We start from the raw sequence: 21,817 nt of genomic DNA on the forward strand, positions 1-21,817 counted from the left end.
CCTGCGGGCCGGCACTCGACCATGACCGGGACGTTCCTGTCTCGAAAGGACGCATCTTGCCCTTCAAGCCTTTGTCGTTGATCGCGGCGCTTTCCGGGCTGGCCGGCCCGCTGCTGACCGGCGCGCCCGCCCATGCCGAGCCCGCCGCGGCCCTCGCGCCTCCCGCCAGCGCCGGCGACCGCGACTGCGTCATGTCAAACCCGCGCAGCCGCGCCGCCCGGCTGTCGCAGGCGCTGGCGCGGGGCTATGGCGTGCAATACTGGGGCCCGTCCTACGATGCCGAAGCCCTGTCGCGCCAGCCGCACGGCCTGCTGATCATCGAGACGACGCGCGTCGGCGCGCCCGACAGCGCGACCGGCGTCGAAGAGCGTTTCACGTCCGCCGAGATTGCGCAGATCAACCGGAACGGGTCGCGGCCCGTGCTGGGCTACCTGAATGTCGGCGAGGTCGAGACCTATCGCGACTACTGGGCCCACCGCCCAAGCGAGACGCCGGACTGGTACGGCCCGGTGGCGGGCGCGGGCGATCACCTCTCGGCCTTCTGGTCGCCCGACTGGCACGCCATCATGCTGGACCGAGTGGACCGGATGATGCAGACCGGCATCGACGGGCTGTTCCTGGACGACGTCCTGCACTACTACAACCACGCGATGGACCCGGGCCTCAGCTGGCCCGCCGGGCACCGGCCGGAAGGACCGGCCGATGCGCCCGGCATGGCGCGCGAGATGATGCATCTGGTCGGCCTGATCGCCGTGCGCGCGCGGCAGTGGAACTGCAACGCCTTCATCGTGGTCAACAACGGCGCCTTCATCGGCCGGGACGCCGCCGGCGACGGCGCGGACCCCGCCGCACGGCGGGCCTTCGCCGCCTATCTGCGCGCCATCGACGCGATCCTGATCGAGAACGTCTCCGCCCCCGGCACCCATGCCCACACGATCGAGGCGCTTCAGCAGGATTTCCGCGACCAGGGCGTGGCGGTGATGTCGCTGGACTTCGCCACCACCTTTCCCGCGACCACGCCCGAAGCCCTTGGCCGGTTCATCGTCGAGAGCGCGCTGGACCGGGGCTTCCACCCGGCCCTCGCCGAGGATGACAGCTTCAACCGGGTCTCGGCGCCGATCTCGCTGCCAGCGCGTCCAGCGGGCGCGCGGGAGTGACCGCCTCGCGCAGCCGCTGGCGCAGGCCCGGATGCGTGGCGGCGCCGGCCAGAAGCTGGCGGTGGAACGAGGTGCCGCGCAGGTTCTCGGCCAGCGACATCCAGATCAGCTGGTCCCAATCCGACAGCGGCTGCTGCGCGGCGGCCACCAGATCGCGGTAGCCGCCCGCCAGGTCGGCGCGCCAGATCGACCAGGCCGCACCCAGCAGAGGCGCCTTCTCGATAACTACGCCGTCCAGAAGGCCGCGGTAGGGGACCAGCGCCACCGGCCCGCGATAGCGCAGGAACTGCATCAGCGCCGCGGCGGTCGCGTCGGGACCGGCCGGCCCCTTGCCCGAGACCAGTGCCGCGTGCAGCGCGCGCAGATCGCCCGTGCTTTCCGCCATCGCGGTCAGGGTGGCCCAATCCCCCGCGCCAAGGGTCTGGCGGCCGGCCAGCCACTCGTCCTGCAGCATCCGCGCGACGCCGCCATGGCCGGTGCGGGCCAGGACGGGCAGCGCGACATGCCCGTGCTCGGGCGCGGCCGCAAAGCCTGCCCGCGCCAGGCGTATGGCCGCGTCGACCGCGCCCCGCCCGATCAGCGCCTGGACCGAAGCCTCCAGGACCGCGGCGGCGTCCGGCCGCTCGAGCCATCGCGACGCGGCGGCGACGGCATCAGTCGGCCGGCCGCTCTCGACCAGGTATTCCAGCCAGCGCCGCTTGAAGACGAGGTGGTCGGGCCCCTGCCCCTCGGCAAGGCCCGAGAGCAGCGCCTCGTAGGCGTCGATTTGCCCCGCATCGATCAGCAGCAGGGACAGCCGGTCGATCTCGGCCCGGGTCAGCGTCTCGGACGGGACCGAGGCCAGCAGCGCGCGCTCGGCATCCGCCATCCTCAGCGCGCCGTAGTAGCCAGCGAGGCGCGAGCGCCGCTCGGCCGAGGGCGCGGTGTGGTAGGCCCGTCGCAGGGCGACGACGGCGCGCGGCAGGTCGCCCTGGATCACCTCAATCTCGGCCAGCATGTCCAGCGCCGCCACGGTCGAGGGGCTGCGCGCCAGCAGGCGCAGGGCAGACTGCCGCGCGGCCCCCAGATCCCCGTCGGCCAGAAGAAGCTGTCCGTAGAGCAGCTCGAGATTGTCGTGGAACGTCATCCGGCCCTGCGCCTCGCGCAGTTGCAGCAGCGCCGCATCGGGTTCGAGCTGCGCCAGCCCGGCCTCGAAGCGCACCTCGGGGGCGGGGCGCAGGGCCACCAGCCCGCCGACGACCCCGCAGCAGAGGACCAGCGCGCCGATGGCGACATCGCGGCTCAGGCGTCGCTGCATCCTAGCATCCTCCGCTGATCGACACGCCCCGCAAGCCGCCCGGCGCCGCGGGAACCACGAGGGTCAGCATGCCGCCCGCATCGGCCGTGGCTGCCCGCGGCCGCCCGTCATCGACGCCCGAGACCGCAACCGCCAGCCGCGCGCCCGGCGCCGTCTTCAGCGTCACCGGGCCGGGCGCGAAGCCCGAAACCTGGAAATCCAGCGTGCAGTCCCCGCGCGCCCAGGTCTCGATCACGGGGCGGCTGGAGGACAGGGCAGGCGCGCCCACGCCCGGCGCGATGCCGCTTGGATCGCGGCCCGCCGACAGCGAGACCAGAGGCGCCTCGACCCCCGGCGCCAGCGCGACGAAGAGGCTGGTCCCCACGCGGCGCGCGCCCATCACGCCCTCGCTGCGGGTCATGTCCAGCACCCGGCCCGCGGCATCGTCCAGCCGCAGCGTCCGCAGCGCTCCGCCGTCGCGGATGCGCCACAGGTCCGGGCCCTCGGGGATGATCCGCATCCGGGCGAAGCCCTCGGCGGCCGCGACATAGGCCGAGGCGCGGATCGGCACGATCTCGGCCTCGCGGGCCAGTCGCAGGGCGTTCTGCACCGCGCGCAGCGTCTGGAAATGGATCATCGAGCGCGCCGCCAGCGCAAGCTGGAACGGCTTCAGCCGCCGCGGCCTCTCGGTCAGGCGCAAGGTCTGCGGCAGGGCGTGCAGGCCGGAGAGCGGCTCGGTCCAGTAGCCGGTAAAGGCCGCGTCGCCGCCAAGCGCGTCATAGACCTGGCGCTGATCGCCGACCTGCACCGACATGGGCCAGAGGCCGGTGACCGAGGGCCGCGCGGCATCCATGATCCCGCCGCCGCCGCCGATGCCAGGCAGGCCTGCCTCGCCGACGGCCCTCAGCGCAGTGTCGAAGGGTCGCGCGTTGCCGCTCCAAGCAAAGAGGCCGACGGGACGGGCGGGCGGCGCCAGCGCGGTGACGTCGCTCATCGCGCCGGCCAGTTCCCGGTTCAGGTCGAAGGGCACGCCCGCGTAGCGCCGGGGCGCGCCGCCCCATTGCGCGTTCCTGACCATGCCGGGATCGGCCACCGCCTCGCGCAGCATCTGGAAGGCCGAGGTCACCAGCGCATCCTCGGTCCCCTGCCCGCCGGACGCGGCCATCATCAGCGCCTCCTGGCTGCTGTCGTAGCGCGCGAAGAAGTCCCAGTCCCAAATGTCGCTGTAGCCCTCGGCCGCGGCCTCGACATTCGGGGCGGCGAAGGCCTGCATCGCCGCCTGCCGGCCGCGCGCGGCATGGCGCCCGCCGATCTCCGTGGCCAGGTCCCCGGCCAGCACGGCGACCGACATCGGCAGGTCGGGGAACGCCTCGATGACGCGCTCAACCAGCACCTCCGAGGCCAGGCGGTCCGGCTTGCCGAAGACCGGCGCGGGCATCAGGTCCAGCCAGCCCGTCGGCAGGATCGTGACGAAGAAGCTGCGCAGTCCCTGGAAGGTGGTGGGATCGGGCCTTGGAACCGCGTCCTGCTGCAGGACCGCCTCAAAGAAGGCGAAGGGGTCGATCACCCAGGCCGCGCGGCCGCCGGGAGCGGCCTGGACCGCGGCACTGGCATGGACATAGCCCCCGCCCGCCCCGATGGCGGCCAGCGTCAGCGGCGCCTCCGGCGGACCGAGTTGCAGCAGCACCCGCGCCGCGGGCGTGGCACCGACAGCGCGGTAATCGCCGGGGACCAGCAGGAAGTCGGTCTCGAAGTCCATCAGGGCGCGGTCGCGGGCGATGACAGTCGCGCCGATGCCGACCGCCCGGATGGCCGCATCCCAGGTCACCCCCATCGCCGCCATCGACCGGCCCGAGGGATCGATCGCGGCCCAGGGGGCGAGGTCGTCGAAGGCGACGATCCTGGGACCGCCGTCGCAGAAGCCCTGATCCTGCGCCAGCCACGCGCCCAGGGCCGAGACATCGGCCACCGGCGCATCTAGCCACGACATCACCAGCGCGACCGAGGCCGGATCGACCTGCGGCGCCGCGTTGCGGGCGATGTCATGATAGACCACGACCTGGCCCAGATGGTTCAGGACCAGCTCGGCATAGCGGTGGATGCGGGTGTCGCGGGGGGCGGCTTCACGCGTGCCGTCATAGAGGGCGAGCGTGGTGCGGGGCACCGCCTCGCAGGCGGCGGGCGCGGTCGCGCCGGCCAGCAGGGCCAGCGCGGCGGGCAGCAGAAGCTGGCGGAGAAGCGGCGTCATGTCCCGGCATGCTCCCTGACCGAGGCGGCGCGGCTGGCCGGCACCAGTCCCGAGAAATTACACCCCCGACGCTAGCGCCCGGCACCCGCCGAATCCATCCAGCCTTCGGGATGAAGCCCATTCACCTTTGGTCGGGTCCTACACCCTTCGGGCAGTCCGGCGCATCGGCCGCCCCGGCCGCACTCTCCCTCAGGGCAATTGCACCGACAAACCGATTCCTCGTATCCCAATCGTTAAGACTTTATCGAGTTTCGAGATTTGCACGCAGATGGAGAGCCGAGTTGTCCAGCGATAAGAGCGGCTTCCTCGTCAGTGCGGCCATCGTCGCGGTCGGCATCGGCGGACTGTGGGCCTTCCCCACCCTGCAAGAGGACGGTCTGCAAGGCGCGCTGGCGCGGCTGTCGGCCCTGGCCGGGCGCGGCGGCGCGGTGACGGTGCCCGACGGCAGCGCGGGCGTGCCGAGGCCGGACCCGGCATCCATCGCAGAATCCCCTGTGCCGGGCCATGGCGCGGCCGATCCGTCGATCCTCGTCGCGGCCAGGGCACCGGAGATCGGGTCCCTCTGCGACCGCCGCGCATCGGACGATCTTGCGGTGGTGGGCGACCGGGTGCAGCTGCGTTTCTTCGAACGCTCGGCCATGGCCGCCGCGACAGGTCCCGCCGGCCCCCTCCCCGCCAGCGAGATCGTGTTCGAGCGGCTGGACCTGTCGGGGCTCTACGACATCGACGCGGCCGGCGCGGCCTCCTTGCCCGCCATCGGGCATGTGGAGCTGGCCGGGCGCGGGCTGGCCTGCATCGAGGCGATCATCGCCCGCGCGGCCTACGACAGGATGGGCGCGCAGACCTCGGTCACCGCCGCCTTCGCCGCCCGGCCGCCGGTGCTGGTGCGCGGGGCGGTGCGCGCTCCGGGCAGCTACGGCCACAGCCCCGGCCTGACGGTCGAGCGGGTGCTGGCCCAGGCCGGCCTGCTGGACGGCCGCGACCCCGCCAGCCAGGCGCGCCTGATCGCGCTCGAGGCCCGCCGCACCGAGCTGGAGCGCACGCGCGCCGCCTTGGCGCTGGAGCGGATGCGCGTCGCGGCCATGCTCGCGGGCCAACGGACGCTGCGTGACGACCCCCTGCGGCCCGAGGTCCTGCGCCTGCTCGGCGCGGACCGCCTCGCCGCCGAAGAGCGTGTCCTTGTGCAGATGCTGGATGCCGAGGATCGCCGCGCCGACACCGCGCGCGAGGCCATCGCGGACCTCAGCGAGCGGATCGACATCGCCGGCCGCCAGCAGAGCCTCGCCCGGCAGCAGGTGGTCCAGTACAACGCGCGCCTCGCCCAGCAGAGCCAGCGCCTGCGCAACCTGCAGGTCCGCGACCTGCGGCTGGAAGAGACCACGATGCGCGCGGTCGATTCCGAGCGCATCCTTCTGGAAAAGCAGGACCTGCTGCTGCGCCTGCAGGCCGAGCGGCGACAGGCCCAACTGGACGCGGCCCTGTCCGCCGGCGCGCGAGAGCGGGACCTGACCCTCGAGCTGCGCCGCATCGACGCGGCCATCGCCTCGGCCGCGACCGAGCTGCAGGCGATCGCGGCCGAGGAGCGGTTACTGGGTCAGGACGCCGCGGCTCTGGAGGTGACGATTGCACGCGCCGGCGGATCGCCCGTCGCGGCCGAGACCTCGGCACCGGTGCGGCCGGGCGATCTGGTCACCGTGACCCTTGCCACGCCGCCAGCGCCCGACGACCTTTCGGCCCTCCCGAAGCCGTCCTCGCCCATCGCCTTGCCCCATGACAACCAGAGCGCGTGGATCAGATGAGCCATATTGCCGAGCTGCCTCCCCGGGACATGATCGCTCCGGATGCCGATGGCGGAAGTTTCCTGCGCGGCTTCGTCGGCAGCGCGGTGCTGCTGCTGGCCATCGATGCGGTCGAGCCGCTGTTCTTCGGTCCGGGCTACTTCTCCGGGCTGACCTATCACCCGTTCTGGATCGTGATCCTGCTGGCCGCGGTGCAGCACGGGCTGTTCGTGGGGCTTTCGGTCGTCGGGCTGGCGACCCTGCTGATGGACTGGCCTGCCCGTCCGCTTGGTGTGGACATCACCGCGCATTACGCCGATGTCGCGACGGCGCCGGCGCAATGGCTGCTGGTGGCGCTGGTGGTCGGCCTCTACCGCCAGCACCAGCTGCGCCAGGAACGGATGGTCCGGCAGGCCGCCGACCGCCTGCAGCAGGTCAACCAGACGCTGACCGACGAGATCCGGCGCCTCGACGCCTATGTCGTCCAGACCGAGCGCATGGTCGCCATCGCGGGCTCGGCCCCGAACTCAGCGATGCTGGCGGCGCTGGACGCGCTGGCCCGCGCGGACGCGGCACGTCGGCAGGACGCGTTCGTGGCGGCCGCGCGGCTGTGCCTGCCGGCGCCGGGCGCCTGGCTGGCGCTGGAGGACGGCGCCTTCACCCTTGCCGCCGCGACGCAGCCAGAGATGCGCCCGCCCGCCCTGTCGTCCGAGGACGTGGCGCGCGACGCCGACTGGCACACGCTGCCGCTGGACCCGCCCGCGCTTGGCGCGGCGGTGATGGTCGACGAGGCGCTGGCGGGGCTGATCCTGGTGCAGGCGCCGGCAGCGGAGGCGGCGGGATACGAGGTGGCGATGGACGCCCTGCGCCGTGCGTTGCAGGACAGCCTGCGGGCCGAGCGCCACCGCCCGGTCCTGCGCCTCGAGCGCCCGAACCGGCTGCTGACCTATGTCCGCGGCTGAGGCATCCTCGGGCCGGGCGCAGCCGTCCGGCATGGGCATCGGCGCGCTGATAGGCCTTGCCGCGCTGGCGGACATCCTGCTGGTCCGGGCCTGGCTGATGCAGGACTTGGCGATGATTGCGGCGATGGGCCTGCATCTCGGCGTCGTCGCGCTGTTCGCCGGCCTCTGCCGCGCCATCCTGGGCCGGGGCGCACCGGCGGTCTGGGCCATGACGGCGATCCTGGCGCTGTTCGGGCCGTTCGGCGGACCCGCCCTGATGATCATCGGCCCCGGCCAGGCGGGCGGCAGCGCGGCCGATGCCGCACGCACCGGCGCAGGCCGGCGCCCCGCCAGCGCCGCCGAGGCGCTGGCCGACAGCATCACGCAGCGCCGTCGCCATCCCCTGCCGCTGACTGGCATGCCCGGCTTCGTGCAGGTCTTCCGCACCGGCACGATGCAGCAGCAGCAGCGCGCCATCGCCGCGATCTCGCGCCACTACCATCCCGACATGCGGCCGGCGCTGGCGACGGCGCTGGCCTCGCCCGTGCCGGCGCTGCGCGTGCAGGCCGCGGCCGTCCACGCCAAGCTGCGCAGCAGCTTCGAGGCGCAGGCGAAGGCGATCCTGGCGCACCCGGCCTCGGCCGATGCCGCGACGATCCACAGGGTCGCGGCATCGGGCTTCGTGGACGACGAGACCCGCCTGCTGCTTCTGGCGCTGGCCGCCGATCACGCCCCTCCGGCAGCGGTTGACCGCTGCTCGCCGCTGCTGCCCGCGCCGCGGCTCAAGCGCTATTCCTGCGGAGGCCTCGCATGACCGAGGGCAGCACGGCGGTCGATGTCTGCCTCGTGGTCGAGGGCTGCTATCCCTTCGTCGCTGGCGGCGTGTCCTCCTGGCTCGACTGGCTGATGCGCACCCAGCCGCAGACCCGCTTCGCGGTCGTCGCCCTCGTCGCGGACGAGCGCCCGCGCGAGATCCGCTACGCCCTGCCCCCCAACCTCGAGGCGCTGCATGTCCTGCCCCTGGCGCCGCGCAGCCGCCAGCCCAGCCTGCGCCAGCCGGTCCTTGACGGGCAGCTGATGGCGGACCTGCTCTACGGCGTGCTTCACGACGGCGACCTGGACAGCTTCGACGCGCTGATGGCCCTGGTCGCGCGCCCGGTGCGCAGGCAGCCGCTCGGCTTTCTGGACCGGCCCGCCGCGCCCGACTACGCGACGCTGACCGCCTCGCCCGCGGCCTGGCACGCCCTGACCGACTGCTACCGCCGCATCGCGCCCGAGGCCGCCTTCAGCGACTTTTTCTGGGCGTGGCGCAACCTCGTCGGCAGCCTGCTGGCGGTCGCGACCGCGCCCGTGCCCCGTGCCGCCACCTATCACGCGATCTCGACCGGCTATGCCGGCCTCTTCGCGGTGCGCGCGGCGCGCCAGACCGGGCGCACCGCGGCCATCACCGAGCACGGGATCTACACCGCCGAGCGGCGCATCGACCTGGTCATGGCCGACTGGATCACCGACACCATCGACGCGGGCATGTCGGACGCCGATCCGCGCATCGACGTCCGGCAGTTCTGGATCCACGCCTTCGAGTCCTTCGCGCGCATCGCCTATCAGGGCAGCCGGCGGATCACGACGCTCTACGGCGCCAACCAGTCCTTCCAGCGCCAGCTCGGCGCCGAGGAAGCCCGCCTGCAGGTCATCCCGAACGGCATCATGCTGGAGAAGTTCGCCGCCATCCGGCCAGAGCCGGACCACCCGCTGACCGTCGCCCTGATCGGGCGCGTCGTGCCGATCAAGGACATCGAGACCTACATCGCCGCCGCCGCCATCGCCCGGCGCGCCCTTCCCGCGATCCGCATGCTGATCCTGGGGCCGATGGACGAGGACGAGGATTACGTCGCCCTCTGCCAGCGCCGCGTCGCCGAGCTGGGCCTGCAGGACTGCATCGAGTTCACCGGCAAGGTCGACATCGCGGACTACCTTCCGCGGATCGACATCGTCGTGCTGACCAGCATCAGCGAGGCGCAGCCCCTCGTCCTGCTGGAGGCGGGCGCCGCCGGCATTCCCTGCATCGCGACCGATGTCGGCTCCTGCCGCGAGATCATCGAGGGCGCGCCGGACGAGCGCCCCAATCTCGGCTTGGCCGGGCGCGTCGCGCCGCCGATGGATGCCAATGCGGTCGGCGCGGCGATCGTCGAGCTGGCGGGTGATCCCGCGTTGCGTGCCGCCTGCGGAGAGGTGTTGCGCCAGCGCGTCCGCACCTACTTCACCTCCGAGATCTCGGCCTCGCGCTACGAGGCCCTCTATCGCGAGCTGACCGCATGATCACGCCCCGGGCCTCGCGGCGGCACCGGCTGGAGGCGGGGCTGGCCGAGCTGGAATGGATCGCGTCGGACCCGCTTCTCGGGGCGGCGAGCCGCGTCGGCGCGGCGGTGATCGTGGCGGCGGGGCCGTGGCTGGTCTCGGTCATCGCGCTGGCGCTGATCTCGGTGACCATGACGCCGGTGATGGGCTTCGCCGCGGTCGAGGACCTGCGGCTGACGGTGGTCTACGCCTTCTGCATCGCCCCGCTGGCCGCGGGTCCCGTCGGCGCGATCGCGGCGCGGCGCATCTCGGCGCGGATCGACACGGGCGACACGGCGCCCGTGCCGGAGCTGTTCCTGGCGGCGGCCCTGGTCTCGGGCCTTGCCGCGCAGCTGCTGGCCCTGGCGGTCAGCCTCGCCTTGGGGATCGGGCCCGCAAGCATCGTGGTGGGCTTCGTCTGCCTGACGACGGCAGCCGCCCTCCTCTGGACCTGCTTTGCGGTCCTTGCGGCGATGGGCTCCTACGCCTTCCTGATCGCGGCCTTCACCGGCGGCATGGTCCTGTCGGTCGTCTGCGTGATGGTTGTGGACGTGCCGACGACCGAGATCCTGATCTGGTCCTTCTCGGCCGGCATCAGCCTCTGCGCCGCCCTGTCGATGCGGCATATCCAGAAGCGCTTTTCCAGCGATTACGCCAGCTTCACCGCGACCTTCCGCGAGCTGCTGGCCCTGCTGCGCCGGCACGCGGTCCTCTGCGCCGGCGTCCTTTGCGCGATCTGCGGCATCTGGGTCGACAAGTGGGTCTTCTGGCTCGGCGCGTCCGGGGTACGGTCGAGCGCGGGCTTCCTGCATTTCAGCGGCTATGACAGCGTGATGTTCCTGGCCCATCTGTCGGCGATCCCGACCTATGCCGGGCTGCTGATGTTCCACCGCACCGACCTCGTCGCCGCCATCGAGCGCTTCCGCGCCAGCCTCGACGCGCGCGCCACCCACGGCCTACTGCGGCAGCGCGTGGACCGTCTGGAGGAGGTCGCCTGGTCCGGCATCGTCACGATCGCCCTGGTTCAGGCCAGCGTCACGATCGGGCTCGTGATGATGTCGCCGGTCCTGGTGGACCGGGTCGACTTGAGCTTCGACCAGCTTCTGGTGCTTCGGGTCGGGCTGATCGCGGTCTTCTTCCACTCGGTCCTGTTCCTGTTCTGCACGCTGCTGCTGGTCGCGAACCGCGTCCGGCACTTCGCCCTGGTGCAGGGCTGCTTCCTGGTCCTGAACCTGATCCTCAGCGTGATCCTCGACGCCACGATCGGCATGTCCGCCTACGCGATGCTGGCCAGCGCGATTCTCTCTGCGGCGATCTGCTTCCCCTTCGCCTACATGTCGCTGAGGGCCTACGACTACCACCTCTTCGTCGGCGAGAACGAGTCGCTATACGTGCAGCGCTAACAGCGGGCCGGGCCAGCGCGGGGGACGATCTTCATAAAGCGTTGTAATGAAGAACTCTTGCGGAAGGTATTCCGAATCAGAATGAGTAGCTATCGGAGCATCTTCTTCTTCAACGCGAGTTGCGCGGCCTCATGATTATCCTTAATTGATCTACGGCTTGAATGTGGCGCAAGTGGCAATGCGCCCAATATCACCACTCGAAGTTGATTATTTAGCAAAATCGATGACTTGAAACTCCGAATTCTACAACCAAAAAGATTATCCTCTCCCGCGACACATCTTCAACAAAACCGCCGCGAGCGCCCAAACCGGCTTGCGGGTCTATTTTCGGACAGGAGGGGGAACTTTTCTTGCAGACACATTAACGTGGCGTTAACGTGGAATTAATTCGAGTTTTATCAGTGTCCCTCTACGGGAGTATTTACCATGACGGCCACCAATCTGCTGCTCGTAGATCCCAACACGTTTCGCGGTTCGGCATTTGTGGCACTTCTCGCACCATGGGCAGTCCGCTGCGGTGCCGAGCTGCATGTCGTCCAGGACGTGAGCGAAGCCGCCGACCTCTCCGGTCTCGACATCGCCGCCTGCCTGATCAATGTCGGCGGAATGTCCCTGTCAGATCGGGACGTCATCCGCACCACGGACGGCTTGCAGGAGCTTTATCCCGACGTTCCCCTGATCATCCTGTCCGATGTCACCGATCCGTTCGAGGTGGACATCGCGCTCGACAACAAGTTGCAGGGCTTCATCCCCACGACCATGCCGACGCATGTGGCGCTGGCGGCCGTCCAGTTCATCCTGAACGGCGGCACCTACCATCCCCATGCGCTGCCGGTGAACCGCCCGGCGGCAGCCCGCACCCTCGGGACGCAGCGCGGGTGCAGCGCGGATGTCCGACCTCCGGTCGAGCAGGATGGACATGAGCCGGCGACGAACCTCGTGCCGCTGAAGAAGATGCGCCACGTCGAGGTGCTCCGCTACCTTGCGCAGGGCGAGACCAACAAGGAGATCGCACGGCGCCTGAAGCTGACCGAGGCGACGGTCAAGGTCTATGTCCGCGAGCTGATGCACCACTTCGGCGCCAAGAACAGGATGCAGGTCGCGCTGCATGCCCTGGCGATCGACCCGGTGGACCCGCCGCACGCCCCGGCGCAGGCGAACGGCACGGTGGCGTCCCAGATGCACCTGTGATCGGGCGCAGCCGGCATCGTCAGCACGCATGGCCATGGGCCTGACCTGCTAGCCGCAATGCCGGTTATGGTGCTACAGCTGTAGCGTCGTGCCTTCGAGGGCTCCCGATGGACCTGCCCTATCTCTACCAGCTGCAACATGCCGACTACCAATCGCTGGAAGCCGCCGCGTTCCGCGTCGCCGTCGTCGATCCGGACGACACCGGCCTGACCGCGGACCAGATCCTCGATCTGCGCGAGAGGCAGGGGAAGATCCTCTACGCCTATACCAGCATCGGCGAGGCCGAGGACTACCGCGGCTACTGGCAGCCAGAGTGGCGCCTCTCACCGCCGGACTTCCTGCTGGCCGAGAACCCCGAATGGGAGGGGAACTACCGCGTCGCCTTCTGGGCGCCGGAATGGCGGGACATCGTCCTCGGCCGTGTCGATGACACGGTGGCGGCCGGCTATGACGGCGTCTACCTCGACATCGTCGACGGCTACGAGGCCGAGGAGGTGGTTCGGGCCTATCCCGGAACCTCGGCCGCGTTGCGCCAGGAGATGGTGGACTTCGTCACCCTGATCTCGGCGCGGGCGAAGGCCGCCGACCCGGACTTCGCCATCATCCCGCAGAACGCCGTCGGGCTGCTGTCGGTGGAGGAAAGCAGCCTCGGGTCCGGCCCGAACCTCGGCTATCTCGCGGCGATCGACGGGATCGGCGTCGAGGATCTCTGGTACGATGGCGACGCGCCGGCGGGTTGGACGCCGGGCGATCTGGAGATGATCGGCATCGCGCAGCGGGCCGGGAAGTTCGTCCTCGCGACGTCCTACCCCGCGCAGGAGGCGGCGCAGCGCGACTTCATCGACAAGGCGCTGGCTGCGGGCCTCGTTCCCTTCGTCGCCGATCGCCAGCTGACCGGCACCATTGATCCGGTCAATCTCGGGCTTCGGGAACGCATGGCGGGTCGCGACATCGTCGCGCCCTGGAATGACGGCCGCCGCCCGACCCGTCGGTGATGGCCGCAGCACCGCCGTTCTCGCTTGGACGGACTCAACCTTCGGCGCGGTATACCAACAGCTAACCACCCAAAGATAGGTTGCGACCTGCCCCCCTCCCCGGGCGATATCGGATCAGGTTCCGGTCATGCCCGACAGGCCGGCGAACTCTCCGATGACGAGATGGGGGTGCTTTCCATGCCGACTCTGACTGGTTCGATCAGCGACTTCCCGAGCGGCGCACGGCTGGACCGACCGGGCCAGGGCGCCGAGGGCTATGCCCTCTACGGCTACAAGGACGGCGACATCTACGTCTTCGCGTTCCAGGCGGACGCGCAGGCCATCGGCGCGGGCACCACGCTGTGGCTGGACGCGGACAAGAACCGCAGCACCGGCTATCAGATCTGGGGCTTCACCGGCGGCGCCGAGTTCAATGTCGACGTGGGCGCAGACGGCATCCCGCGGCTCTACACCGGGGATGCAGGCAGCGCCTTCGTGTCGAACATCGACTATATGTATTCGGCGGACGGGCGCGTGCTGCAACTCGCCATCCCGGCCAGTCTGATCGGCGGCGCGCCCGAGGTGCGGGTCTTCGCTGACGTGAACAACCAGGTCTTCCTGCCGAACAGCTACGCCAATATCGACATCTTCGTGGGCGGCGAGTCCGCGCCGCCGATCACGGTGGACGGCAAGGTTCTGGACGGCCGCATTGGCGAATGGACGGCCGCCATGCGCCTCGACACGCCCGCGACCGGCACGCCGGGCTTCGCGCTCTACGGCGACAAGGGCGAGACCAGCTTCCAGTTCGCGATCACCTCCGAGACGGCGCGCATCGGCGCCGGCACCACGATCTGGCTCGACACGGACACGAACCGCGCCACGGGCCACCAGATCTTCGGCTTCACGGGGGGCGCGGAATACAACGTCAACTTCGCCGCCGACGGGACGGCCGCGCTCTATCGCGGCGGCGCCGGCCAGACCTTCGTCGCCAATATCGACTACCGCCTCTCGCCGGACGGGCGGGTGCTGGAGTTGGCCATCGACAAGGCGCTGCTGGGCGGGACCGAGCGCGTGCGCGTCTATGCCGACGTGAACGACCAGGTCTTCATCCCCAACGACTACGCCAACGTGAACCTTTTCGTCGGGGCCCAGGTGGTGACGCCGGCGGTGGACAGCCCTGCCCTCAGGATCGGCATCGTCTTCTCCGAGACGACGGCCGCGAACTTCTACGCCGAGACCTCGTATCACCAGCTGATCATGTCGGCGCAGAACCAGGCGATCCAGGCAGGCATCCCCTTCGATCTGCTGTCCGAGCAGGACCTGAAGAACACCGCAAGCCTTGCCAACTACGACGTGCTGGTCTTTCCCGGCTTCTCGCATGTGCGCTCGGCGGACCTGGTCGAGATCACCGAGTCGTTGGCGGCCGCGCAGCGCGCCTACGGGATCGGCTTCGTCGCGGCGGGCAACTTCCTGACGAACACCGAGACCGGCGAGCCGATCGCGGGCGACAGCTACGCCCGGATGAAGACGCTGCTCGGCGTGACGCTGGAGGGCTTTGGCGAGACGGCGGGCATCGGGATCGAGGCGAGGGGCGGCACGAACCCCATCCTCGACAGCTACGGGGCCGGTGAGCGGGTCGGCAACTACACCAACATCTCGTACCTGAACTTCACCGACGTCACCGGGAACGGGACGGTGCTGTTCGATCAGGTCGTGTCGGCGCCGGGCGGCGGCACCACGCGGGTCGATGGCGTGATCGCCACCCAGACTGCGGGCCGCAACGTCCATTTCGCCAGCGACGCGATCATCGGCAACAGCAACATCCTGCAGGACGCGATCGGCTGGATCGCCGCGGACAACCAGCCGTCCGTCTCGCTGGCGATGACCCGCGGCAACTCGCTGTTCTATTCGCGCAACGACATGGACCAGTCGCAGGAGGCCTATGACGTCATCGACACGCAGCCCAGCATCTACGACCGGATGCTGCCGATCCTGGAACGGGCCTATGCTGATTTCGGCTTCGTCGGCTCGTATTACGTCAATATCGGCGCGGACAGCCCGGACCAGCGGACGGACTGGACGGTCTCGCGCGCCTATTACGACCGCCTGCGCGCCATCGACAGCGAGATCGGCTCGCATTCCTATACGCATCCCCATGACACGAACCTGCTTTTGCGGGACACGCCCGAGATCCTGGCCCTGATCGCGCGGGTCGATCCGCGCAATCCGAACGCGGTCGACCCCACGACCCTGACCGCCGCCGAGAAGGAGCTGCTCTTCTCGTCCTACCGCTTCCAGTTCGAGACCTCGCGCGCCATCCTGGAGGCGCGGCTCGGCTATCCGATCACCGGCGCCGCGGTGCCAGGCATGCCCGAGCGGATCGAGACCACCCGCGAGATCATCAAGTACTACGACTACATCAGCGGCGGCTATTCGGGCACCGGGGCCGGCTATCCCGGCGCCTTCGGCTTCCTGTCCCCGGCCGAGATGAACCAGGTCTACCTGGCGCCGAACATGTCCTTCGACTTCACCCTGATCGGCTGGCTCGGCCTGACGCCAGACCAGGCGACGGCGCGGTGGTTGGCGGAATACGAGACGCTGACCGCCCATGCCGACACGCCGATCATCGCCTTCCCCTGGCACGACTACGGGCTGACGAACTGGGACATCGGCTCGCCGCAGCAGGTCTATACCGAGGAGATGTTCCTGACGATCATCCGCCGGGCCTTCGCGGACGGGACGGAATTCGTGACCGGCGCCGATCTGGCCAACCGCATCCGCTCCTTCCAGGCCAGCGCGCTGGAGGCCACGCGCGAGGGCAACATGCTGTCGCTCAGGGTCAACTCGACCGATGCGGGGCGCTTCGCGCTGGACGTTTCGGACGAGGGGCGCATCCAGTCCGTGGCCAACTGGTATGCCTGGAACGAGAGCAAGGTGTTCCTCGACCGCGATGGCGGGCAGTTCAACGTCGTTTTGGGGCCGAACGCGGCCGACGTCACGCGGGTGAGCGATCTGCCGCAGCGCGCCGACCTTCTGTCGGTGACGGGCAACGGCACGAACCTGTCCTTCGCCTTCGAGGGCCGGGGCAGCGCCGCCGTCACCCTCAGGACACAAGGCAGCGACATCGTCCGCATCACCGGCACCGACGAGGGCACGCCCGAGGCCGGCGGCAGGGTCGTGCTGAAATACAACGCGGCCGGGCGTCACGACACGGCCGTCACCTATGTCGCGGCCGGGACGGTCGTCACCGCCACGGCGGCGGGCGACGTGCTGCTGGGCGGGACGGCGAACGACCGGCTGAACGGCGCGGGCGGCGCGGACCACCTTCATGGCGGGGCCGGCAACGACACGATCAGCGGCTTTGCCGGAGTCGACCGGCTGTTCGGGGGCGCCGGGCGCGACGTCCTCAGCGGCGGACAGGGCAACGACCAGATCTTCGGCGGAGACGGCGACGACCTGATCCTCTGGACCTGGGGCGACGGCAACGACAGCATCGACGGCGGCGCCGGCACCGACCGCCTGCAGATCGACGGCACCTCGGCGGGCCAGACGATGTCCGCGACCTGGAACGGCACGGCCCTGTCGGGACTGACCAACTTCGCCGCCCTGACCTCGGTCGAGGAGTTCCAGCTGAACCTGCAGGGGGGCACCAACACGCTGAGCTATGCGGCAGGGTCGGCCGGCGTGACGGTGAACCTGACCGCAGGCACGGCCTCGGGCTTCGTCTCGATCGCCAACATCGCGAACGTGAACGGCGGCAACGGCGCCGACGTGCTGACCGCAAGCGACCGGGCGAACGTGCTGAACGGCGGCGCCGGCGACGACCGGCTGATCGCGACGGTGGACAACGTGCGCGACACCTTCGACGGCGGGGCCGGGACGGACATCCTGGACCTGTCCGCCTATGCCAGCAACCTGACGGTCAACATGTCCTCGAGCACGGTCACCATCGGCGGCACCGGCTCGAATCAGGGGCAGTCGGACATCGCCCTCAACATCGAGACCTTCGTCTTCGGCTCGGGCGCGGACAGCGCGACCGGCAACGCCTCGGCCAACCGCTTCGTCGGCGGCGCCGGCAACGACACGCTGAGCGGCCTCGGCGGCAACGACACGCTGGAGGGCGGCGCCGGGAACGACAGGCTGATCGGCGGCGCCGGCACGGACGTGCTGATCGGGGGGACGGGCGACGACCGCTTCGTCTTCAACTCGATCAGCGACAGCTCGGTCTCGGCCCCGGACGTCATCATGGACTTCCAGGGGGCGGGCGTGACCGGAGGAGATGTCATCGACCTCAGCGGGATGTCGCTTCTGCCGTTCCTCTGGATGGGGTCGTCCAACTTCATCTTCGGGTTGGGGAACCAGGTCAGGGCGTTCAACAACGGGACGGACACGTTCGTCCACATCAACACGAACCTCGACACCTCGCCCGAGGCCGTGATCCGGCTCGCCGGCGTCCACAACCTGAGCGCGGGCGATTTCATCCTCTGAGCCGCGCCTCGGCGGACCGCTGCGCCCTTTCAGGGCGGGGATCATCGCCCCCGCCCGTTTCTCCCACCTCGAAGGCCGTGCCATGACACAGTTCCCGCTTCCGCATGATGGCGCCAAGGAGATGAAGCTGGCGCGCGATGTCGGCTGGCGGCTGCTGGTTCCGGTCGCCATCTTCTCGATGGTGGTGAACCTGCTGATGCTCACCGGGCCGCTGTTCATGCTGCAGGTCTACGACCGCGTGCTGGCCTCGCGCAGCGTCGCGACGCTGACGGCCCTCTTCGTGTTGATCATCTTCCTCTTCCTGCTGATGGGCGTGCTGGACCTGATCCGCAGCCGCGTGATGCAGCGCCTCTCGGCCCGCTACCAAGACCGGATGGAGGCGCGGGTCTTCAACGCCTCGCTGCGCGAGGGCGCGCTCTCTGGGCAGGAGGCCGCCGCGACCACGGGCGGGATGCGCGATCTGGACGCGGTGCAGCGGCTGATCGGCGCGCCCGCCGCGATGGCCTTCTTCGACCTGCCCTGGACCCCGATCTTCCTCGCCTGCGTCTACGTCTTCCACCCCCTGCTGGGCGTCGTCGCCACGGCCGGCGGGGCGATCCTCGTCGGCGCCACGATCCTGAACCGCGTCCTGACCCGCGACCCCCTGCGCGGCTCGGCGCGGGCGGGGGCAGAGGCCCAGAGGATGATCGACCTCTACAGCACCGAGGGCGAGGTGATCAGCGCCCTCGGCATGCGCGGCGCCACCTTCGCGCGCTGGCGCCGCGCGCGCGCCGAGGCGCAGGCCGACACGGTCCGCGCGGGCGACATGTCCGCGGGCTTCAGCGTCTTCTCGCGCGGCTTCCGGCTGTTCCTGCAAAGCGCGATGCTTGCCGCGGGCGCCTGGCTGGTCCTGCGCCACGAGCTGACGCCGGGCGCGATGATCGCCAGCTCGATCATGATGGGCCGCGCGCTGGCCCCGGTGGACCAGCTGGTCGGCGGCTGGCCGATGGTGCAGGCCGCGCAGGACAGTTGGGCGCGGCTGGCGGGCCTTCTGTCCCGCAACCCGCCCGAGGCCGCGCCGACCGCCCTGCCGCGCCCCGAGGCCCGGCTCGAGGTCACGAACCTCTTGGTCGCGCCGCCGGGCACGAATGTCGCGACGCTGCGCGGGGTCAGCTTCAGCATCCCGCTGGGCACGGCACTCGGCGTCATCGGCCCATCTGGCGCCGGCAAGTCCACCTTGGCGCGGGCGCTGATCAACGCCTGGCCCGCCGGCGCCGGGACCATCCGCATCGGCGGGGCGACGCTGAACCAGTTCCAGCCGGACGTGCTGGGCGCGCTGATCGGCTACCTGCCGCAGCAGGTCACCCTGTTCGACGGCACGATCGCCCAGAACATCGCCCGCCTCGCCGAGGCGCCCGACCCCGAGCGCGTCGTCGCCGCCGCCCGCGCCGCCGCCGCGCATCAGATGATCCTCGGCCTGCCGCAGGGCTACGACACCCGCATCAGCCAGACCGCCGGGCGGCTGTCGGGCGGGCAGATCCAGCGCATCGGGCTGGCCCGCGCGCTCTATCCCGACCCGGTGCTGCTGGTCCTCGACGAGCCGAACTCGAACCTCGACAACGAGGGCTCGGAGGCGCTGAACCAGGCCATCCGCGCGGTCAAGTCCCGCGGCGGCGCCGTCGCCATCATGGCCCACCGGCCGGCCGCCATTTCCGAATGCGAGAACCTCCTGGTCCTGGAACAGGGCCAGAGGCGCGCCTTCGGTCCGCGTGATCAGGTCCTTCAAGAGATGGTCAAGAACTCGGCGAGTATCCTGCGCACCCACACCGCCGGGCAGAAGGGAGGTGTCGCATGAGCGCGCCGCACTGGTCGGTCCGGGGCCACATCCTGACGGGCCTTCTCTCCATCGCCATCCTTGTCGGCGGCTTCACGGCCTGGGCGATGGGCACCCAAATCTCGGGCGCCGTCGTCGCCAGCGGCCAGGTCGAGGTCGAGCGCCAGCGACAGGTGGTCCAGCACCCCGATGGCGGCGTGGTCGCGACGATCGCGGTCCGCGACGGCGCGGCGGTCGAAGCCGGGGAAATCCTTCTGTCGCTGGACGGAGATCTGCTGCGCAGCGAGCGCACCATCGTCGAGGGGCAGTATTTCGAGATCCTGGCCCGCCGCGGCCGGCTGGAGGCCGAGCGGGCGGACGCCGCCAGGATCGAGGTTCCCGCAGCGCTGCGCGAGGCGGCGGCGCTGGACGACACCTATGCCAAGCTGATCGCCGGTCAGGAGAGCCTGTTCCAGACCCGCCGCGACACGCTGCGGCAGTCGCTGGACCAGCTGGCCCAGCTGGCCGGCCAGATCGACGCCGAGGTGGGCGGCATCGACGCCCAGATCGAGGCTCTCGCCAAGCAGCGCGACCTGATCGCGCAGGAGCTGAAGGACCAGCAGAGCCTTCTGGACCGCGGCCTGGCGCAGGCCTCGCGCGTGCTGGCGCTCGAGCGCGAGGCGGCGCGGCTGGACGGTCAGGTCGGCGCGCTGCAGGCCGACCGGGCCGCCGCGCTGATCCGGCAGCGCGAGCTGGAGATCCAGCGCCTGCGGCTGTCGGCCGAGCGCCGCGAGGAGGCCGAGACCCAGCTGAGCGATGTCGGCTATCGCGAGCTGGAGCTGGCCGAGCGCCGCCGCAGCCTGACCGAGCAGATCGGCCGTCTCGAGATCCGCGCCCCGGTGGCGGGAATCGTCTACAACATGCAGGTGACCACGCCCCGCTCGGTGATCCGTCCGGCGGACCCGCTGCTCCACATCATCCCGCAGGACCGGCCGCTGGTCATCACCTCGCGCATCGCGACGATCAACATCGACGAGATCCAGCTGGGCCAGCCGGTGGCGCTGCGCTTCTCGGCCTTCTCCTCGCGCACCAGCGCCGAGATCGAGGGCAGTGTCAGCCGCATCTCGGCCGACGTCCTGATCGACGAGGCGACGCGGACGCCCTATTACCGGGTCGAGGTCTCGATCATGCCGGACGAGTTGCAGAAGCGCCCCGACCTGGCCCTGGTCCCCGGCATGCCGGTCGAGGTCTATGTCCAGACCGGCGACCGGACCCCGATGGCCTATCTGCTCAAGCCCTTGGCCGACTACTTCAACCGGGCCTTCCGCGAGACTTGAAAGCTTCCTGCTGCGCGCGGGCACCGGTGACAACCACCTGCCGCCGCGCGTCTCAGGCCGGCGTGGCGAACGCGGCCTTCAGCGGGAACAGCATGTGCCGCCCGGACCTCAGATCGGACTGCGCCGCAGGCTTGCCGGCCCAGGGAAACGCCCGGCTGCGCGACGGCAGGCTGCTGGTCATCTCGGACACTTCAAGCGTCGAAACCGTCGCCTGCATGCCGATGGCGGTGAAGATCACGTCCAGGCGGCGCGCGGTCTGTGCGTCGGTGACGCCCAGCATCACGGGAAGCAGGTCCTCGGCCGCCGCATCGCCCTCGGCCTCGAGCCGGTCGCTCATGTGGCAGAGGCCGAAATCGACGCCCGCGCGCAGGCCCGACGCCGCCTCGATGGCGGGCAGCAGCACGCCGCGGGTGGTGCCGGGTTCGGTCGCGGCCTGCTGGATGATGACGTGGAAGCCGGCCTTGTGTGCAAGCGCTGCGCCGATCGTGCGGCCCATCGCGGACAGGACGTAGGTGTCCATCTCGCCCAGGAAGTTCTGGCTGGCGCCCTGGCAGATCACCGTCACGTCGCTGTCGATGATCGCCATCAGCGGATCGTCGGTAACGCGCAGCGCGCTGGAGGCGCAGCCCCGGGCCAGCCCGCGCAGACCGCCCGGCGCCGTCCGCTCGATCTGCCGCGACAGCGCCTCGACCTTCTCGGGATCGGCATCGGCGCAGATGACGTTGTAGCCCGCGTCCAGAAGCGCCGAGGCCTGCGCCGCGGTGGTGGCGTCGATGCCCAGGATCGAGATGACCGACTGAGCCGGCAGCAGCGGCATCGCGATCCCGGCAGCTTTGTAACCCTGAGCCATCATGACCTTCACTCCTCTTGGCTGGTTGTTGAGCCTTGATGCCAT

At 70.2% G+C, this 21,817-nt stretch carries 14 protein-coding genes; 11 read left to right on the forward strand and 3 right to left on the reverse strand.

Annotation, left to right across the window (positions count from 1 at the left end; translation table 11 throughout):
• The first annotated feature begins 71 nt into the window (after positions 1-71).
• Positions 72-1,157 (forward strand): endo alpha-1,4 polygalactosaminidase, encoded by a 1,086-nt coding sequence (locus BLP73_RS03645; protein WP_245686539.1) that lies wholly within the window; start codon positions 72-74, stop codon positions 1,155-1,157.
• On the opposite strand, the gene BLP73_RS03650 is transcribed toward BLP73_RS03645, so the two are convergent.
• Both BLP73_RS03650 and BLP73_RS03655 read right to left on the reverse strand, forming a co-directional pair.
• A complete protein-coding gene (locus BLP73_RS03650; RefSeq protein ID WP_090740393.1) occupies positions 1,099-2,454 on the reverse strand; it encodes a hypothetical protein in 1,356 nt (451 codons plus the stop codon). The genes BLP73_RS03645 and BLP73_RS03650 overlap by 59 nt on opposite strands.
• Before the next feature lies 1 nt (position 2,455).
• Positions 2,456-4,681, reverse strand: a complete 2,226-nt coding sequence (locus tag BLP73_RS03655; protein ID WP_090740395.1) for a polysaccharide deacetylase family protein — start codon at positions 4,679-4,681, stop codon at positions 2,456-2,458.
• Between the two features lie 281 nt (positions 4,682-4,962).
• Between BLP73_RS03655 and BLP73_RS03660 the strand changes: the two genes are divergently transcribed.
• The 10 genes from BLP73_RS03660 (at position 4,963) to BLP73_RS03705 (ending at position 20,922) form a co-directional block, all read left to right on the forward strand.
• On the forward strand, positions 4,963-6,480 hold the full coding sequence (locus tag BLP73_RS03660; protein ID WP_090740397.1) for a hypothetical protein: 1,518 nt from the start codon (positions 4,963-4,965) through the stop codon (positions 6,478-6,480).
• On the forward strand, positions 6,477-7,421 hold the full coding sequence (locus BLP73_RS03665; protein WP_139165881.1) for a hypothetical protein: 945 nt from the start codon (positions 6,477-6,479) through the stop codon (positions 7,419-7,421). Before BLP73_RS03660 ends, BLP73_RS03665 begins: the two co-directional genes overlap by 4 nt.
• Complete coding sequence (locus tag BLP73_RS03670) at positions 7,408-8,214, forward strand: hypothetical protein (protein ID WP_139165882.1); 807 nt, start codon at positions 7,408-7,410, stop codon at positions 8,212-8,214. Before BLP73_RS03665 ends, BLP73_RS03670 begins: the two co-directional genes overlap by 14 nt.
• Positions 8,211-9,719 (forward strand): GT4 family glycosyltransferase PelF, encoded by a 1,509-nt coding sequence (pelF, locus tag BLP73_RS03675; protein WP_090740403.1) that lies wholly within the window; start codon positions 8,211-8,213, stop codon positions 9,717-9,719. Before BLP73_RS03670 ends, pelF begins: the two co-directional genes overlap by 4 nt.
• Entirely contained in the window at positions 9,716-11,140 is a 1,425-nt protein-coding gene (gene pelG / locus BLP73_RS03680; RefSeq protein ID WP_090740406.1) for an exopolysaccharide Pel transporter PelG, read from the forward strand. The genes pelF and pelG overlap by 4 nt, the downstream gene beginning before the upstream one ends.
• Positions 11,141-11,683: 543 nt before the next feature.
• A complete protein-coding gene (locus BLP73_RS03685) occupies positions 11,684-12,331 on the forward strand; it encodes a response regulator transcription factor (protein ID WP_175453223.1) in 648 nt (215 codons plus the stop codon).
• 107 nt (positions 12,332-12,438) lie between these two features.
• Positions 12,439-13,326, forward strand: coding sequence for an MJ1477/TM1410 family putative glycoside hydrolase (locus BLP73_RS03690; protein WP_090740410.1), 888 nt, complete (start codon positions 12,439-12,441; stop codon positions 13,324-13,326).
• A gap of 177 nt (positions 13,327-13,503) precedes the next feature.
• On the forward strand, positions 13,504-17,793 hold the full coding sequence (locus BLP73_RS03695) for a M10 family metallopeptidase C-terminal domain-containing protein (protein WP_175453224.1): 4,290 nt from the start codon (positions 13,504-13,506) through the stop codon (positions 17,791-17,793).
• A gap of 82 nt (positions 17,794-17,875) precedes the next feature.
• The gene (locus BLP73_RS03700) at positions 17,876-19,627 is read left to right on the forward strand and encodes a type I secretion system permease/ATPase (RefSeq protein ID WP_090740412.1); all 1,752 of its coding nucleotides are present in this window, start codon (positions 17,876-17,878) and stop codon (positions 19,625-19,627) included.
• The gene (locus BLP73_RS03705; protein ID WP_090740414.1) at positions 19,624-20,922 is read left to right on the forward strand and encodes an HlyD family type I secretion periplasmic adaptor subunit; all 1,299 of its coding nucleotides are present in this window, start codon (positions 19,624-19,626) and stop codon (positions 20,920-20,922) included. The genes BLP73_RS03700 and BLP73_RS03705 overlap by 4 nt, the downstream gene beginning before the upstream one ends.
• A 52-nt stretch (positions 20,923-20,974) precedes the next feature.
• On the opposite strand, the gene BLP73_RS03710 is transcribed toward BLP73_RS03705, so the two are convergent.
• A complete protein-coding gene (locus tag BLP73_RS03710) occupies positions 20,975-21,775 on the reverse strand; it encodes a Rossmann-fold NAD(P)-binding domain-containing protein (protein WP_175453225.1) in 801 nt (266 codons plus the stop codon).
• Positions 21,776-21,817: the final 42 nt, after the last annotated feature.

It is taken from the genome of Paracoccus tibetensis, from assembly GCF_900102505.1.
GTDB classification, from domain to species: Bacteria; Pseudomonadota; Alphaproteobacteria; order Rhodobacterales; family Rhodobacteraceae; genus Paracoccus; species Paracoccus tibetensis.